General features: G+C 26.5%; 18 protein-coding genes. 16 read left to right on the forward strand and 2 right to left on the reverse strand.

What is annotated here, in order from left to right; translation table 11 throughout:
* Positions 1–23: 23 nt before the first annotated feature.
* From psyc5s11_RS03620 to psyc5s11_RS28035, 5 genes are all read left to right on the forward strand, one after another.
* The gene (locus psyc5s11_RS03620; RefSeq protein ID WP_224036279.1) at positions 24–836 is read left to right on the forward strand and encodes an ABC transporter permease; all 813 of its coding nucleotides are present in this window, start codon (positions 24–26) and stop codon (positions 834–836) included.
* A 14-nt stretch (positions 837–850) separates the two neighbouring features.
* The gene (locus tag psyc5s11_RS03625; protein ID WP_224036280.1) at positions 851–1,621 is read left to right on the forward strand and encodes an ABC transporter permease; all 771 of its coding nucleotides are present in this window, start codon (positions 851–853) and stop codon (positions 1,619–1,621) included.
* Positions 1,622–1,650: 29 nt separating this feature from the next.
* On the forward strand, positions 1,651–3,006 hold the full coding sequence (locus psyc5s11_RS03630) for an erythromycin esterase family protein (protein ID WP_224036281.1): 1,356 nt from the start codon (positions 1,651–1,653) through the stop codon (positions 3,004–3,006).
* Positions 3,007–3,081: 75 nt separating this feature from the next.
* The gene (locus psyc5s11_RS03635) at positions 3,082–4,536 is read left to right on the forward strand and encodes a HAMP domain-containing sensor histidine kinase (RefSeq protein WP_224036282.1); all 1,455 of its coding nucleotides are present in this window, start codon (positions 3,082–3,084) and stop codon (positions 4,534–4,536) included.
* A gap of 278 nt (positions 4,537–4,814) precedes the next feature.
* Positions 4,815–5,582 (forward strand): cell wall-binding protein, encoded by a 768-nt coding sequence (locus psyc5s11_RS28035; RefSeq protein WP_311196407.1) that lies wholly within the window; start codon positions 4,815–4,817, stop codon positions 5,580–5,582.
* Positions 5,583–5,677: 95 nt separating this feature from the next.
* On the opposite strand, the gene psyc5s11_RS03645 is transcribed toward psyc5s11_RS28035, so the two are convergent.
* Positions 5,678–6,325, reverse strand: coding sequence for a flavodoxin (locus psyc5s11_RS03645; protein ID WP_224036283.1), 648 nt, complete (start codon positions 6,323–6,325; stop codon positions 5,678–5,680).
* Positions 6,326–6,346: 21 nt separating this feature from the next.
* Positions 6,347–6,859 carry a flavodoxin family protein gene (locus tag psyc5s11_RS03650; protein ID WP_224036284.1) on the reverse strand — a complete coding sequence of 171 codons (513 nt, stop codon included), beginning with the start codon at positions 6,857–6,859 and terminating at the stop codon, positions 6,347–6,349.
* A 258-nt stretch (positions 6,860–7,117) separates the two neighbouring features.
* On the opposite strand from psyc5s11_RS03650, the gene psyc5s11_RS03655 reads away from it, so the two are divergent.
* From psyc5s11_RS03655 to psyc5s11_RS03705, 11 genes are all read left to right on the forward strand, one after another.
* The gene (locus tag psyc5s11_RS03655; RefSeq protein ID WP_224036285.1) at positions 7,118–7,711 is read left to right on the forward strand and encodes a TetR/AcrR family transcriptional regulator; all 594 of its coding nucleotides are present in this window, start codon (positions 7,118–7,120) and stop codon (positions 7,709–7,711) included.
* A gap of 166 nt (positions 7,712–7,877) precedes the next feature.
* A complete protein-coding gene (locus psyc5s11_RS03660; protein ID WP_224036286.1) occupies positions 7,878–8,135 on the forward strand; it encodes a hypothetical protein in 258 nt (85 codons plus the stop codon).
* Positions 8,110–8,328 (forward strand): hypothetical protein, encoded by a 219-nt coding sequence (locus tag psyc5s11_RS03665; protein WP_224036287.1) that lies wholly within the window; start codon positions 8,110–8,112, stop codon positions 8,326–8,328. The genes psyc5s11_RS03660 and psyc5s11_RS03665 overlap by 26 nt, the downstream gene beginning before the upstream one ends.
* 135 nt (positions 8,329–8,463) lie before the next feature.
* Positions 8,464–8,832: a hypothetical protein gene (locus psyc5s11_RS03670; RefSeq protein WP_224036288.1), complete on the forward strand. Its 369-nt coding sequence runs from the start codon at positions 8,464–8,466 to the stop codon at positions 8,830–8,832.
* Between the two features lie 179 nt (positions 8,833–9,011).
* A complete protein-coding gene (locus psyc5s11_RS03675; RefSeq protein WP_224038117.1) occupies positions 9,012–10,571 on the forward strand; it encodes an AAA family ATPase in 1,560 nt (519 codons plus the stop codon).
* A gap of 331 nt (positions 10,572–10,902) precedes the next feature.
* Positions 10,903–11,604 (forward strand): response regulator transcription factor, encoded by a 702-nt coding sequence (locus tag psyc5s11_RS03680; RefSeq protein WP_224036289.1) that lies wholly within the window; start codon positions 10,903–10,905, stop codon positions 11,602–11,604.
* A 100-nt stretch (positions 11,605–11,704) separates the two neighbouring features.
* Positions 11,705–12,625: an ABC transporter ATP-binding protein gene (locus psyc5s11_RS03685; protein ID WP_224036290.1), complete on the forward strand. Its 921-nt coding sequence runs from the start codon at positions 11,705–11,707 to the stop codon at positions 12,623–12,625.
* The gene (locus psyc5s11_RS03690; RefSeq protein WP_224036291.1) at positions 12,618–13,364 is read left to right on the forward strand and encodes an ABC transporter permease; all 747 of its coding nucleotides are present in this window, start codon (positions 12,618–12,620) and stop codon (positions 13,362–13,364) included. Before psyc5s11_RS03685 ends, psyc5s11_RS03690 begins: the two co-directional genes overlap by 8 nt.
* 252 nt (positions 13,365–13,616) lie before the next feature.
* Positions 13,617–14,360, forward strand: coding sequence for an ABC transporter permease (locus psyc5s11_RS03695; protein ID WP_224036292.1), 744 nt, complete (start codon positions 13,617–13,619; stop codon positions 14,358–14,360).
* A 118-nt stretch (positions 14,361–14,478) separates the two neighbouring features.
* The gene (locus tag psyc5s11_RS03700) at positions 14,479–15,228 is read left to right on the forward strand and encodes an ABC transporter permease (protein WP_224036293.1); all 750 of its coding nucleotides are present in this window, start codon (positions 14,479–14,481) and stop codon (positions 15,226–15,228) included.
* 94 nt (positions 15,229–15,322) lie between these two features.
* A complete protein-coding gene (locus psyc5s11_RS03705) occupies positions 15,323–16,231 on the forward strand; it encodes a sensor histidine kinase (protein WP_224036294.1) in 909 nt (302 codons plus the stop codon).
* The last annotated feature ends 3 nt before the right edge of the window (positions 16,232–16,234 follow it).

Raw genomic sequence — 16,234 nt, forward strand, 5'->3', positions numbered from 1 at the left:
AATAATAATGGGGTGAAGAAGAAATGAAACAGTTATTTTTCAGTGAGTGGGAGAGAATGTGGAAGAGAAAATCCACTTGGCTTTGTTTGGCAGCAATACCTATAATACTACTGTTATTTGTTAAGTATCATCTTAATCAAAATCTAAAGTTAGATTCTAGTAATACTAGTTATGTAAACTTTCTAAATTTCCCAAGTATGGTGCTTAGAGAGCAGATTATTATATTTTTTGATATTATAATTCTTTTGCTTGTAATTATGTCTGTAAATAGTGAATACAGAACTGGTGAATTAAGAATGGTTATGATAAGAGCTGTATCATTTTTAGATATAATTAAAGCAAAATTTTTAACAATTATAAGTGCGGTATTTGTATTTTTAACAATTAATTTTACATTAAGCACTATTCTTGGATTTATATTTTTCAAACATGAAAGTATTAAGTTTAGAATGTATACACATCCTTTTACAATTAGTGAAAGTGTTTTATATAATTTTAAATATTACTTTATAGCATTCATAACGCTTGTAGCAATGATAGCGGTTATTATGGTTATATGTATAAACTGTAAGACTGCTACAGGAGCTGCTTCGGGAAGTCTTACATTCATAATAGCATCCTCAATTTATCCTAGTATTTATTCAATTGTATCAAATAAAATGCTTGGAATAATAGATTTTTCATCGTTGATATCAATTCAACATCATGGAATATTTAATTTATTAGCCCAAAAGCCAGAGGATGTAGGATTAATAATATTTGTAATAGCATTGTATATTGTAGTATTTTCATTAATAGCATTCATCTTATTTAATGACAAAGACTGCTATATTTAAGAGGAGGAAGAAAGATGAAAAAACTAATAGCATCAGAATTTCAAAGAATATGGATAAATAAAAAAACAAAGATATTATTAATGTTAGTAATAATTGATGCATTTTTTGGATGCATATGGGAGTTTAAATATTATGGATCTTATGATCATGTGAATTATAATGTAATATTAAATTCATTAAATTTTTCGCCCTTTGCTTTTGGTGAAGGAAGTTCAATATTATTTTATTTAGTTTTACCGATTGTAGTTATTGATTCGATAAATTATGAGCGATTAATAGGAGCTTTTAGAATGTATATGATAAGACCATATGAAAAATATCAATATATATTATCTAAATGGATAGCTTTAAGTTTAACAATGTTTATGTTAATGGTCATAGTATTTATAATTAGCATAATTTTTGGATTCATATTTATGCCTAAAGTTTCAACTGTACAATTTTATAATATAGACTATGACTTTAGTACTATAGTAGCTTTATTGTATATTGCAAAGTTCTTTTTGATACAATTTTTCATAGCAATGTTTATTGTAAGTATGTCAACAGTTATTGCTGTAATAATACCTAATTCTGTGATTTCAATTTTAGCTGTAATTTCGTTAATTATAGGATTGGGAGGCTTTACAAGTTACTTCAAATTTTTGGTGCGAAATTGTAAATATGCATTTTATACTTTAGGTAATGCAGAACCAATAAGTCAACATTTTATTGTAGCAGCTGGAATAATAGGGTTCTTACTTATAGGAATGTTGTTGTGGTCTAAGAAAGACTATTTTAATTAGATATTTAACTATTAGGAGGACAAGTATAAATGAAAAAAATAATAATTATAATAGTTTGCACTCTAGTTCTAATTTTAGGTGTTTTTATAATAAATTATCAGCATGAAAAATATAAAAAAAACAAAGAAGTAGAAGCTATAAAGAGTGAGATAATAGAAATAAAAACTGTAAAGGCAGGAAATGGCTTTGAAGATTTAATGCCTTTAAAAGATATATTAAAGGATAAAAAAGTTGTAGCAATGGGTGAAGCTACTCATGGAACAAAGGAATTCTTTCAAATGAAACATAGAATGCTTGAATTTCTTGTTAATGAAATGGGATATAATGTGTTTGGAATTGAAGCATGCATGAGTGACTGTATGGCAGTAAATGACTATGTCATAAATGGAAATGGTGATGCAAAGCAAGTAGTAAAAGGAATGGGATTTTGGACCTGGGATACAAAGGAAGTAGTAGATATGGTAGAATGGATGAGAGAATATAACAAAACTCATCTTAAGAAAGTCAAATTTTATGGTTTTGATATGCAGTCATCCAGCACCGCAGCATCAAAGGTTAAAGAGTATTTAAAAAAGGTTGATGGATCTTATGAAATTAAAATAGATGGTGTACTTTCAACATTTGAAAATCCTAAAATATTTGATGATAGCAGCGCAAAGGTGCCAGGAGATGAAATTAAGGACATTATCGCTTCCTTTGAAAATCATAAAGATGAATATATCAATAAATCTTCTAAGGAAGAATATGAAATATATAAGCAAAATTTAAAAGTTATATATCAAGCTTATGATATGCTTAACGGTGACCAAAGCTATTATCAACAAGCAACTAAAAGAGCAAAATATATGGCTGAAAATATAAAATGGATCTCAGATTTTGAGGGAGAAGACTCAAAACTTATGGTTTGGGCACATAATTCACATGTAAGTAAGGCTATAGATCACTCAAGTTATGGCGATAATGATACGGCGGATAATATTAAGGAAATGGGTTCGAATTTATATGATATTTATAAGGATAAATTATATATTATTGGATTTCAATTTAATGAAGGAACTGTTACAGCAGTTGATAAGAGTATAAATACAGGGAAAGAAGAAGCAAGAATTTCTGAAAAATGTATACTTAATGCAGCTAAAGAAGAGTCAATTCCATATTATTTATCCAAAGTTAAACCAATATATTTCTTGGATTTTAAATCTTCTGAGAAAAATGAGTATATAAAAGAGATAATGTCTTCTTCACAAATATGTAGATATGTAGATGCAAATTTCAATGGAGATGATCAAAGTTATAAGAATGATATTTTAGATGAGTGTTATGATGGATTAATATTTATAGATAAAACCTCTAATTCTGAACCAAACTATCAAGTTACACAATGATAATATAAATCTAATACTCATTATAGTACAAGTAGCTTAAATAGTTTATGTATAAAGTATGAAAGTAGGATATAAATGAAAAACGTCACTTTTAAGAAACAATTTATTATTTCTATATTAGCTGTATTAGGACTTAGCATATTTTTTACTTTATTTGGCATATTTACAGACTTGATACTAACTTACAATCATCTAATATTGCCAGCAAATTATTATGAAGCAAGTATTCAAGACATTGAAAAATATATAAATGAAAACAATGTTAAAATTTTAAGCAAGGATTATCAAAATGAATTTGAAAGTATAATCCCTATTAATGGGATAGAGTATCAAGTTGTAGATTCAGATGGAGAATTTTTATATGGCCATTTTGATAAATTAATTGTTAAGACTCCAGTTGAATTAAAAGCAGTACCAGGAATTGAAAAAAGTCAATCGCCTACAATAATAGCAAATATACCAGTTATAAGTAATAATAAGACTGAAGGAATGGTTATCCTAAAGTATTGTTTAGAAACTAGTGCAAAAAATCCTAAATTTAATTGGCTGGTTAGGGTGTTTGAAGGTTTTATATTTATATCTCCACTTGTATATATTACAATATTTACTGTGATTTTTTCAGTTAGCCTCAATAATAGATTAAAAGTACCACTAAATCAGTTAATGCAAGGAGCTGAAAAAATAAAAAATAAGGACTTGGAATTTAAAATAGATTATAGTAGTAACGATGAATTAGGAATGCTCTGCAGGTCTTTTGAAGAAATGAGGGTAGAACTTAAAAAGTCATTGAAGCAGCAATGGGAAATGGAACAGCAAAGAAAAGAAATGGTAGGTGCTATTGCTCATGATTTAAAGACACCAATTACTATAATAAAGGGGCATGTTGAAGGTTTGATTGATAGTAAAAAATTAGATGAAGATAAAGTATATAGATATCTTGGCTTAATAGATAAAAATGCAGATAGAATGACTAGGCTTATAGAAAAAATGAATATTCTAACTAAAATTGAAAAACCGGATTTTAATCTTCAATTGGAAAAGTGCAATATAATTAAGTATATAAATGAAAAAAATCTTGATTATATTACATTGGCGGAAAATAAAAAAATAAATTTCCAATATACAATTAAAGATGAAAGAACTGAAAATAATTTAATTAAAATAGATTGTTATGCTTTATCTGAAATATTAGATAATTTAATTTCTAATAGTATAAGATTTACTCCAAAAGGAGGAAATATAAGTTTTGATTTTAATATATCAGAAGAAAAGATGACTTTTTTTATTTCAGATACAGGGTGTGGATTTTCTAAAAAAGATATTGCAAATGTTTTTGAAAAATTCTATCAAGGTGATGAATCAAGATCAAAGGAAAAGGGGCACTCTGGTTTAGGTCTTTATATAGTTAATGTTTTGGTAAATAAATTTAATGGAAATATTGAAGTGAAAAATAATGAAAAGGGTGGAGCAATGGTTAAGATTGAGGTTTGCATGGACAATTATAGAATAGATACTAAAGGTTATATATAACTATAGGTAAAAATTATACATAAATCTGTATAATAATATATAATTATACAGGTAGGTTGCACAATGAGAATGGAAGTTGTAACTTGTTAATAATATTTGTATTAGCTCAAATTAAAACTTCATAATTTAAAAATAAAGAAATTGAAAAGCATAATAATTTTGAAGGACCTAAAGTCGTTAAATTATTAAATGTAACGGTTGCAGGTATTGAATAAACTTAGGCATAATCAAAAAAAGTAAGTCAGCATGGCTAGTCTATTTCTTGTTAATTAGGTTTTATGAATTTAACAAACTTATGTATAAAATTTTATAAAAATAAAGAAAGGCTTAATGATATGAATAAAATAAATAAAAATTTTTCTATTTTTTTAATTGTGATTATCCTAGTAGGCTCAGGATTTACTAAGAATGCTTATGCAGAATGGGAACATGAAAACTGTGAGTGGAAATACTTGGGGGATTATGGATATGAAAAAGGGTGGCAGCAGATAAATGGAAAGTGGTATTATCTTGATTCTATAACTGGAATAATGAAAATTGGCTGGTGTTATGATAAGCAATATAGTAAATGGTATTATTTAAGTTTTTATGGAGATATGTATGATTCTAAAACAATCTCTACTTATCCAGTAGAATTAAGTAGTATTGAAGCTAAAATAAAACAATATACAAATGAAGAGGTAGAATATAAATGGACTAAGGACATTGATGATAATATGTTTGTATGTTTCATGAGTAAAAATGAGAATGTACCTAAACAATACTATTATCATACATCAACAGGAAATATATATGAAATAAAGAATGGAATACTAACTAATATTGCAACTAAAGAAACAGTTGATTTTTTTACAGAAGAACAAGCTGTTCAAGTAGTTAAGAATTATTTTTCAAATAATTATAAAGATATTCCGCAAGTAATTAAAGTAGAATCTAATGAAGAAGATCATTATCTTATTCATTGCTATGATGATAAAGATGGTTATGAAACTAATAGCAGTTGGTATTGTGTAGATAAAACTACTAGAGATGTTAAATCAATATAATTAATTTATGTAAAGGTGCTTTCTGCAAAAATTACAATTAACTCAACTTTATAAAAAATATATGTGGGATTGGCCATATATATTTTTTATAATAATTAATATATTTGTTTATAAAGGTCTTTAACTTTTAAGTTATCTTTCTTAGCCATAGATTTCCATCCAATATTTGCAGCAAATTTAAATATAAATTTAGGTATCTTTGCATTAGTAAGTATATTATCTACCTGACCATCAGAGTTATTTTCGATATCTTCTTTTAGAGCTAAGAAAGCATTATACACGGGTTTTTTTATACGAGAATTTAGGGGCATTTCCTTTGAACCGGTCATAAATTCTCCACCACCTATGCCAACTCCAAAGCGCCAATTGAAGTCTAATCGCATGCAATAAATTTTCATGATATTAAGTGCAATTTTATTTTGAGTACCTTCTAAAAAACCACAATTAACAAGACAATACATATCCATTTTTATATTATTTTTCTCTTTAATAAAATTTTCAAAAACAGCCATGAATTCAAGCATGGCACTTGGAAAACAATCTGCATATAAAGGTGAAGTAAAAATGATTTTATCATAAGATATAATTTCTTCTAGTAGAGTTTTATCTTTCATTAGATTGCTTATATAATATTCTTTTGTTTCAACATTATTATCTAGTAATTTATTTAATTCACTTATAAGATAAGTAGAACCGCTATTTTGTTTCCTTGGACTTCCATTTATTACACATAAATTAATCATGAAATAAAACCTCCTATAGTCTTATAAATTTTGTAATATTTTTTCAGCTTGTGATATATCTTTAATTACATAAGTTTCATAGTTAGGCATGCACATATTAATAGCATTTCCTTTAATTAAATCTTTAAAAGTTTGTTCTTCATTAGGAGTAATATTTTCACCGTATCCTATGACTACAAATTTAAGCGATTTGTTGTTATAGCGGGGAAGGTGATGAAGTTCACCATTAATCATTTGGAAAAATGGCAATAAAAAGCCTATGGATCTATCAATGACATTTTTTATATAAGAAGTGTAGCAACCGTATTTTATTTCAGTAATAATTATAAAAGTACCACTTTCTAGAATGTATCTAGGCATTTCAGTATAAGAATCTTCTATAATGCATCTCCCAGGAGTCTTTGTCCAACAATTAAAGCAACCTAAACATCCTTTAATATTATCTATTTCTTTTGACAATATTTTAGAATTAAGTGGTAATAAGGGTATTATTTTAGAGGAATATTCTTTTTTTAAGTCATGAACTAATAACATAAGAAATCTCCTTTTTCATTTATAGAAATAAATTAAAATTTATAATAAATATATGTTTACACTGTCAACTTAATAATACAATAACACCTTAAGTTTACAGCGTCAACATACTATGATATTATATTTTTAATATAGAAGTTTTAAATAATAAAATTCATAATTTGTAAGGTTAGCTTATTTGCAATTGCTAAGAGTACAGAGTAAATTTAGCTGAATATGCTTTTTTAGAACTTAGATTTTTAGAAAAGAGGTTTTTACATGCAAACTGATAAGTATCATCATGGTGATTTGAGAGAAAGTCTAATAAATATGGGATTAAAGTTATTTAATGAAGAAGGGGCAGAAAAGTTTTCAATAAGAAAAGTAGCAGCTATGTGTAATGTAAGTCACGCAGCACCATATAAGCATTTTAAAAGTAAAGAAGAATTGATTACTGCAATATCAGAATATGTATTTAGTAATTTTGAAAGTTCTTTAAATGAAATAGTGGAGAAGTACAAAAATAAGCCCTATGAAAGGATTATAGAACTTGGAAAGAAATATGTTTGGTTCATGGTCGAAAATCCAGATTATTTAAAATTTGCTTTTGGGGGGAATTGTGAATCTGAAATAGTTATAGAAGAAAATAAAATAAGAAGTGTGGAGTATGGATCGTTTAATATATTTAAAAATTGTGCAGTTGACTTGTTACAAAGTCTTAATGTTAAAGAAGAAGAGTATGCACAAGATATAATTGCTATGTGGTCAATGGTACATGGACTTGCAATTATGCTATCAAATAAGACTTTTTTATATAAGGGTGATTATCTTGAATTAGTTGAAAAGATATTACGTAACAATCTTAAATTTTAAACTTAGTTAAAAACAAAAATGTGCAGGTCTAACTGTATAGTTAAAAATAGCTTTCTACAAATTTATAAGTAGGGAGCTGTTTTTAATTTTAAGAATTAATTAAGATTATAATAAGATAGTGTTCGAAAATATTGTGGTAAAATAATACAAAGATGGAGAGGTATACATGAAAAAATTAAGTAAAAAGAAAAAAATAGTTATTGGTATTAGTTCAGTTATAGTATTATTTATTGTAATTCCAATGACAATTACCATAGCTATCTACGAAATGAATTTTGGACAAAGATCTGAAACAGAATATATTAAATATGAAATGAACAGTTTTGAAAATCTTGAAAGAACTGAAATAAAGTTTAAATCCAATAATGGACAGGTATTAGCAGGATATATATATATTTGTGCCACTAACAGAACGTGGGCATGATGTAATAATAGATTCACAATTTGAAGGTATGATAAGTAATGGTAGAAAAGAACTTATTAATAAGTATGGATCAAAGAAAAATATTCCTGAAAGTGAAATTCAGTTTTTTGATCAAATGGTTAATAAGGAAGAGAATAAAATTAATATAGAATTAATGGATGAAATTATAAGCTTTTATGATGAACAAGTTTAAGAAAAGAAATGTTTATAGGTGGATCAAATTATAAATAATGCAATAAAATATATCAGTAATTGAAAAATAGATGGCAAATAACACATCATAGTAAGATATGGTGCAGTATGTATAACTAGAAGGGAATGATTTAAGATGAAAAAAACTTTAAGCGTAGTTACAGTAATTGCTGCAGCACTTGTTATAGGAAGTTTTTTATATAAAAATATTTCGGATTTTGCTTATTTAGGGTCTGTTAGCCAAAACATTACATCTAAGGATAGCAATAATTCTGAATCAACTTTTAATGCTAAAAAAGGAGATAATATTAAGTTTAACTGTAATTCTTCGGTTAAAGAGGGTAGTTTAAAATTAACACTAACTGATTCAAGTGGAAAAGTAATTCATAATTTTAAAAGTAATAAAGACTATTCTGAACAAGTATCATTAGACAATGATGGAGAGTATATACTTTCAGCAACTTATGATGACTTTATAGGAAATTTTCATGTTAAATTTAGATAAGTTCTGCATAACATTCTTAATTTGTATTTTGACAGGTAGTTCAAATTCAAGTTGGACTCCCTCTTTTAGTATCCATAAAATATTTTAATGGGATTATAAAAATATAATTATGATATAATATTTAATAAGTATAGATTTAGTAGATGGAATAATTATTTACTGAAAGGAGATTGGTAAATATTAACAAGAGATTTAATACCACAGGAGTTTGTATACCTAAGATGCACTATATGGTTGATATTGGAGATAAAATTAATAAGATTTCAAATATGGTTCATAAGGGAGAGTATTTTGTTATAAACAGACCTAGACAATATGGTAAGACAACGACTATGTATATGTTAGAAGAACATTTAAAAGAAGAGTACTTAGTTTTCAGTATTAGTTTTGAAGGGATAGGCGATGAAATATTTAGGGATGAAATTAACTTTGCCCATAAATTTTTAAAAATATTAAGTAGAGCCATAAGATTTTCACATAAAGAAATGAGTGAATTTATTTTAGAGCTGGCGAAAGAAACTACAGATATTCTTGATTTATCTGATGCTATTACTGAAATAGTGGAAAAAAGTGAAAAAGAAATTATTATACTTATAGATGAAGTTGATAAAAGTTCAAATAATCAATTATTTTTAAATTTCTTGGGGATGCTTAGAAGTAAGTATTTACTAAGAGCACAAGGGAAGGACTTTACTTTTCATAGTGTTATATTAGCAGGAGTTTATGATGTTAAAAATTTAAAGCTTAAGCTTAGACAAGATGAAGAAAAAAAATATAATAGCCCTTGGAATATAGCAGTTAATTTTAATGTGGATATGAGTTTTTCAAGCGTTGAAATTGAAAGCATGTTAAAAGATTATTGTCTACTAGAAAATGTAGAGATGAATATTAGAGAAATCTCAGAAAAACTCTATTATTATACAACAGGATATCCTTTTTTAGTAAGCAGGATTTGTCAAATAATTGATGAAGAGATATTACTAGGAGAAAATAAAAGACTTTGGAATGAGGAGGATATTATAAAGGCAGTTAAAAAATTATTAATAGAAAAAAATACTCTTTTTGATGATTTGATAAAGAATATTGAAAATAATACTGAACTAGGAAGCTATATATTTGAGTTAATGATAAATGGAGAAGATAAGACTTTTAATATTCATAATCCTATTATAGATTTAGGAGTTATTTTTGGATATTTTAGAAATATTGACGGAAGAGTTAGAATAGCTAATGGAATTTATGAACAAACATTATATAATTATTATAGTTCAAAGCTTGAAAATAAAATTGATATGACTAATTATAATTTCAAGGACAATTTTATAACCAAAACAGGATTAGATTTTGAGAAAGTTCTTTTAAGATTTCAACAATTTATGAAAGAAGAATACAGCAATTTAGATTCTAAATTTATAGAGAGAGAAGGTAGATTATTATTTTTAGCATTCATAAAGCCAATTATAAATGGTATAGGATTTGACTTTAAAGAAGTACAAATTTCAGAAGAAAAAAGGCTAGATATAGTAATTACCTATCTTAAAAATAAATATTTAGTTGAGCTTAAGATATGGCGTGGAGAGGAATATCATCAAAAGGGATTAAAGCAATTAAGTGATTATTTAGATAATCAAGAATTAAAGGTGGGATATTTACTCATATATAATTTCAACAAAAATAAAGAATATAAGAATGGAAAGATAATGTTTGAAGGAAAAGAAATATTTATAGCTTGGGTTTGATAGATAAAAAGTATGTGATTATATGAATAGGGAAGACGCAAAAAAGGATTCTATCCACTTTAGTAAGTGTTATAATCCTTTTTTTCATGAAAAATAATATGCAGTTTTCCAATATATTTATAAGATATTAATTAAGAAAAATTAATTTTCATGTATTTAAGAGTTGAATTAATATTTATTTAAGGTTTGTGATTATATAATATAGTATAATTTTCACATAAAACAAAATTAAAGGATAACTATGAATTTACTTCAATTAATTATAGGTTGTTGAATAAGTATAAATTGTAAATTATAAAATAGTTTTATAGAGATTATAATGGGGGGAAGTATGGATAAAAGAGCTAGGATTTTAGTAGTTGAAGATGAAAATGATATTAATAAATTACTTTGTAGTATTATTAAAAATAAGGGATATAGAACCAGAGCAGCTTTTTCAGGAACAGAAGCTTTGATGTGCGCGGAAAATGAAAAGTGGGATATGATTTTATTAGATTTGATGATTCCAGGGATTAGTGGAGAAGAAGTTATATTAAAAGTTAGAGAAATTACAAAGGTACCAATAATTGTAGTAAGTGCAAAAACATCTAAAAAGACTAAGCTGGAATTATTAGAAAAAGGGGCTGACGATTTTATTTGTAAGCCTTTTGATCCAGATGAAGTAGTTGCAAGAGTTAATTGTAATTTGAGAAGATATTTAGAATTTTCTCTAGATGAGGAGAAGAAAAATAATATTTTAAGTTATAAAGATATTAATTTAAATACAGAAAGTAAAGTAGTAAAAGTAGGACAAACTATAATTACGTTAACAGCAAGAGAATTTTCAGTATTAGAATTATTATTAACTAATCCCAATAAGGTATACAGTAAATCTAATATTTTTGAAAGTATATGGGGAGAAGAATTTCTAGGTGATGATAATACTGTAAATGTACATATGAGTAGATTGAGAAATAAACTATCAAGCGCCAATAATAATGAGGAAGATTATATAGAAACCATTTGGGCAATGGGGTATAAATTAAGAAAATAATTTAGCCCAAGCGATTTAAGACTTTTGAAAGACTTTAGTAAAGTTTTCTTATGGATCATAGTTTATTATAAAAATGTAATCTATAAGAGGGGGAGTAAAAATGAGTGAATATGTAATTAAAGCTAGTAACATAACAAAGATATATAAAAAGCACAAGGTGTTAGATGATTTGTCTATTAATATTAAAAAAGGTGACATATATGGATTTGTAGGAAAAAATGGTGCTGGTAAAACAACTATGATAAGGGTACTTACAGGACTTGTTATACAGAATGAAGGACAAGTTGAATTATTTGGTTGTAGTGAAGAGAAAGACATTATAAAAGAAAGAAGTAGAATAGGTGCATTAATAGAAGCACCAGCGCTTTATCTTAATATGACTGCAAAGGAAAATCTTGAGCTTATAAAAATTCAAAGGGGTATTCCAGGAACTAAATGTATTGATGAAACATTAAGATTAGTAGGTCTTAGGGATATTAAAAAAAAGAAAACTAAGAATTTCTCACTAGGAATGAAACAAAGATTAGGAATTGCTATGGCGTTATTAAGCGATCCAGAACTTTTGATTTTAGATGAGCCTATAAATGGATTAGATCCAATTGGAATAAAAGAAATAAGAGAACTTTTAATTAAATTGAATAAAGAAAGAGGAACAACTATTTTTATATCAAGTCATATATTATCTGAACTTACTCAGATTTGTAATAGATATGGATTTATTAATGATGGGAAATTAATTGAAGAAATAACTGCAGGTGAATTTTCGGATAAATGTAGAAGTTATCTTCATTTAAAAATAAGTGATTCATCAGATGTTTCTATTATTTTAGAAAATGAACTTGGAATAAAAGATTATGAAGTTTTTCCAGATAATATTTTAAGAGTTTATGATGAATTTGATGGGGAAAAAATTACTCTAGCTCTAGCTAAACATAACATAGGTGTTAAAGAAGTAATGCAGATGGGTGAGTCACTAGAAGATTACTTCACTAAGTTAGTTGGAGGAGCTGACAATGAGTAATTTAATTAGAGGGGAATCTTATAAATTAAGAAAAAGTAGGTATTTTGTTGGAATGATTTTCTTATCGTTAGTAGCTGCATTTTTTATGATGAGCTACTATGATGACAATATACATAGGTTAACAGGAACAAATTCTGAAGTTGCCTCTGGAATGTATTCAATATATTATCCATTTACATGCATTATATTTACAAGTTTTATATTTTCCTTATTTGCAGGAGAATTTATTGCTAAGGATTTAAAAAATAATATAAGTAAAAGTTTTATGTATGGATATAAGAGAAGTAAAGTTATATTAAGCAAGTTGATAGTGTTTATAATATTTTCTTTGTTTATAGAATTAATTTATACAGTGATTTTAGTTTGTTATGCTGATAAATCATATTGGTTTGATTATAATATTGAGAATATATTAGCTTTGATTAGGATAATTGGTATTGGAACATTGTATAATGTAGCAACAATATCTATAGTTGCTATGATTGCAGTAATTACAAAGAATAATTTGGTTACAGTTGTTTCACCAATCATATTTTTATTATGTTGTCCCATATTAGCTCTTCAAAATTACATGTCAATTATAGTTGCATGTGCATGTCCTTTTGTTTTTGGTGAAGCGGCGATAGCTAGATTTGCGCCAATCTCAGATATCATAATTGGAATAGTTTCATCAGTTTTAACCATTATCATAACAATTGGAATAAGTCTGTTATATGTAAAACGTGAAGATATTAAGTAATGAGGCACAATCAAAAAAATAACAAGTCCATCTGCCAGCCTATTTTCCATCATCCTGCGTCAGCAAAATGCCATAATAGGCCAGCTATGATGGCACTTTACTTCCTTGCCTGATGAAAAATATTCATGTCAGTTTTGGATTTGTTATTTATTTTCATGTGTCTAAAGGAAAAGTGGACAATTATGTGCATAAGTATCAGATTACTTATAATATATGTGGATAAAAATATATTAAATTTAAGGAAGGAAAATAATGAGTAATTTAATTAGAGGAGAATTCTATAAATTAAGAAAAAGTAAATGTCTTATTGGAATGATATTTTTAGCAATATGTGCTGGATTTTTGTTAATAGGTGAATGGGAGAATGAGGGGCGAAGAATGTTCAGTGGAATAAATGGAGTAAATTCAATTTCATTAGCGATTGGAATGATTGTGATTTGCAATTTTCTTTTTTCTATATTAAGTGTAGCATTTATTGTTAATGATTTTAAGAATGGTGGTATAAGCAAAAGTTATAGTTATGGATTTAGAAGAAGTGAAGTAATATTAAGCAAATTAATAGTATTCATGTTATTTTCTTTAGTATTAGAACTAATTTATACAACGATTTTAGTTATATATGTTTCATATAATTATGGTTTCTGTGAAGTTTTCAATTTTAATACTATTTTATATTTAATAAGAGTAATTTCCGTTGGAGGAATGTATAATTTAGCAACTATATCTATAATTACAATGATTGCGATAATAACAAAAAATAATTTATGTACATTTGTTTCACCAATCATATTATTGATGACTTTCTCACTTGCATGTAGCTCATACCCATATATATCACATGCATTTTTGTATTTACCATATATGACTGGCATTCGTGCTATAAATATATTTTCATCTGAAGCAGATATTATAAGATGCATAATTTCATCTATTGTAACTTTCATTATAACAATTGGAGGAAGTTTGCTATATATAAAATATGAGGATATCAAGTGATATTACGAAACAAAAAAACTACATAATGTAAGTTGGTGGCAAATTAATACAATGCTACAGAAGTTTAGTTAAGAAGTATGAATGCTAATTTGCTTTATATGTTGGAGGATGAGAAGTAATGAGTAATTTAATCAGAGGAGAATTTTATAAACTAAGAAAAAGCAAATATTTTATTGGAATGATATTTTTGGCAATGATAGTAGGAGTTTTATTTATAACACTATGGGAAATGGATAGGGAAACGAACCTGATATATAATAATGTTAGAAAAAATGGAGCAATGTCTATATCATATGCTTATGACCGCATTGCAGTAGGGAGTTTTCTATTTGCATTATTAGGAGGAACGTTTATAATCAAGGATGTTAATACTGGGAATTTAAGTAAGAGTTTTAGTTATGGATATACAAGAAGTAAAGTAATATTAAGTAAGTTAATAGTGTTTGTAATATTTTCCTTGTTTTTGGAATTAATTTATACAGCAGTTTTAGTTATATATGTTTCAAAGAAGCATGGATTTTATGAAAATTTAAATTTAAATTCCATATTGTATCTAAGTGCAGTAATTGTTAGCTTAATATTGTTTAGTATAGCCACAATAAGTATAATTGGTATGGTTGCTATATTAACAAGTAGCGTCTTTATTACATTAGTGTTACCAATTATATTTTGGATAAGTATAATATTTATTTATAAAAATATGGGTTCACATATTTTTTATATACTTTCTAGCCTGCCTTGGTTAAGACCTAGAGGAATATTTCAATCTAGGGAAGAGAATATAATAAGTGTAATATCTGTAGTTGTAACTCTTGCCATAACAATTGGAGGAAGTTTGCTATATGTAAAACATAAGGATATTAGATAATAAGAAACAATCAAAAATAGATTAATATGTGTATATATTATTTTTTGATTGTGTTTAAGATAAGAATTTAACTAGATAAGTTAGGAGGAATGAGATGTATTTATTAGTTATTATATTAATGATTTTTATAATTATAGTTTCAATAATAGTGTTTATTAAATTACATTCATATAAGAAACAAATACGAGATATTACTGCTCAAATCAAAGAGTTCAAAGATAGAAAAACAAATAAAAAGATCAATACTCAAATAGCTGATAAAGATATAGAAAAATTAGCTTATGAGATTAATGAATACTTAGAACTTTATAAAAGAAATGAACAGGAAAAAGTAGCCTTTGAAAACACATTAAAACAAGGAATAGCTAATATGTCACATGACTTAAGGACACCACTTACATCAATAATAGGATATTTAAAGTTACTTCAAAATGGTGAGATAGATAAAGAAGAAGCATTAGCTATACTTAAAAATAAGGCTAACAAATTAAATATTCTTATAAATGATTTTTTTGAACTAGCTTCAGTAGAAAGTGAAGATTATGAATTAGACATGACGAGAGTAAATTTAACTAATATAGTACGTGATGAAGTTTTATCGCTTTATGAAGCTTTTGAAAGCAAAGGTTTTGAACCAAAGATAAATATTTTAGATAAGCCAATTTTTATAATGGGAGATAAAGATAGCTTAGAGAGAATAGTAGATAATTTACTTACTAATACATTAAAATATGCAGAAAGAGATATTAAAATAGACTTAGAAGAAGTAAGTGGCAAAGCAATTTTAACAATTTCAAATGTTTGTACAACTTTAGGAAAAGAAGATGCAATACATATTTTTGATAGATTCTACATGGCAGATCAAGTGAGAAAAGATCAGGGAGTAGGGCTTGGATTATCTATAGTTAAAAGCCTTATGGAGAAGATGAATGGAAATATAATAGCTAAACTTGAAGAAGATGAACTTTCTATAATATGCGAGTGGAAAGTCATAGATAAATAATGT

This window comes from Clostridium gelidum (genome assembly GCF_019977655.1).
Classification (GTDB): domain Bacteria; phylum Bacillota; class Clostridia; order Clostridiales; family Clostridiaceae; genus Clostridium; species Clostridium gelidum.

Excerpts from the sequence above, each read along its gene's own strand:
- psyc5s11_RS03620 (WP_224036279.1), top strand. The coding sequence starts at position 24 with ATGAAACAGTTATTTTTCAGTGAGTGGGAGAGAATGTGGAAGAGAAAA.
- psyc5s11_RS03625 (WP_224036280.1), top strand. The coding sequence starts at position 851 with ATGAAAAAACTAATAGCATCAGAATTTCAAAGAATATGGATAAATAAA.
- psyc5s11_RS03630 (WP_224036281.1), top strand. The coding sequence starts at position 1,651 with ATGAAAAAAATAATAATTATAATAGTTTGCACTCTAGTTCTAATTTTA.
- psyc5s11_RS03635 (WP_224036282.1), top strand. The coding sequence starts at position 3,082 with ATGAAAAACGTCACTTTTAAGAAACAATTTATTATTTCTATATTAGCT.
- psyc5s11_RS28035 (WP_311196407.1), top strand. The coding sequence starts at position 4,815 with ATGAATTTAACAAACTTATGTATAAAATTTTATAAAAATAAAGAAAGG.
- psyc5s11_RS03645 (WP_224036283.1), bottom strand. The coding sequence starts at position 6,325 with ATGATTAATTTATGTGTAATAAATGGAAGTCCAAGGAAACAAAATAGC.
- psyc5s11_RS03650 (WP_224036284.1), bottom strand. The coding sequence starts at position 6,859 with ATGTTATTAGTTCATGACTTAAAAAAAGAATATTCCTCTAAAATAATA.
- psyc5s11_RS03655 (WP_224036285.1), top strand. The coding sequence starts at position 7,118 with ATGCAAACTGATAAGTATCATCATGGTGATTTGAGAGAAAGTCTAATA.
- psyc5s11_RS03660 (WP_224036286.1), top strand. The coding sequence starts at position 7,878 with ATGAAAAAATTAAGTAAAAAGAAAAAAATAGTTATTGGTATTAGTTCA.
- psyc5s11_RS03670 (WP_224036288.1), top strand. The coding sequence starts at position 8,464 with ATGAAAAAAACTTTAAGCGTAGTTACAGTAATTGCTGCAGCACTTGTT.
- psyc5s11_RS03680 (WP_224036289.1), top strand. The coding sequence starts at position 10,903 with ATGGATAAAAGAGCTAGGATTTTAGTAGTTGAAGATGAAAATGATATT.
- psyc5s11_RS03685 (WP_224036290.1), top strand. The coding sequence starts at position 11,705 with ATGAGTGAATATGTAATTAAAGCTAGTAACATAACAAAGATATATAAA.
- psyc5s11_RS03690 (WP_224036291.1), top strand. The coding sequence starts at position 12,618 with ATGAGTAATTTAATTAGAGGGGAATCTTATAAATTAAGAAAAAGTAGG.
- psyc5s11_RS03695 (WP_224036292.1), top strand. The coding sequence starts at position 13,617 with ATGAGTAATTTAATTAGAGGAGAATTCTATAAATTAAGAAAAAGTAAA.
- psyc5s11_RS03700 (WP_224036293.1), top strand. The coding sequence starts at position 14,479 with ATGAGTAATTTAATCAGAGGAGAATTTTATAAACTAAGAAAAAGCAAA.
- psyc5s11_RS03705 (WP_224036294.1), top strand. The coding sequence starts at position 15,323 with ATGTATTTATTAGTTATTATATTAATGATTTTTATAATTATAGTTTCA.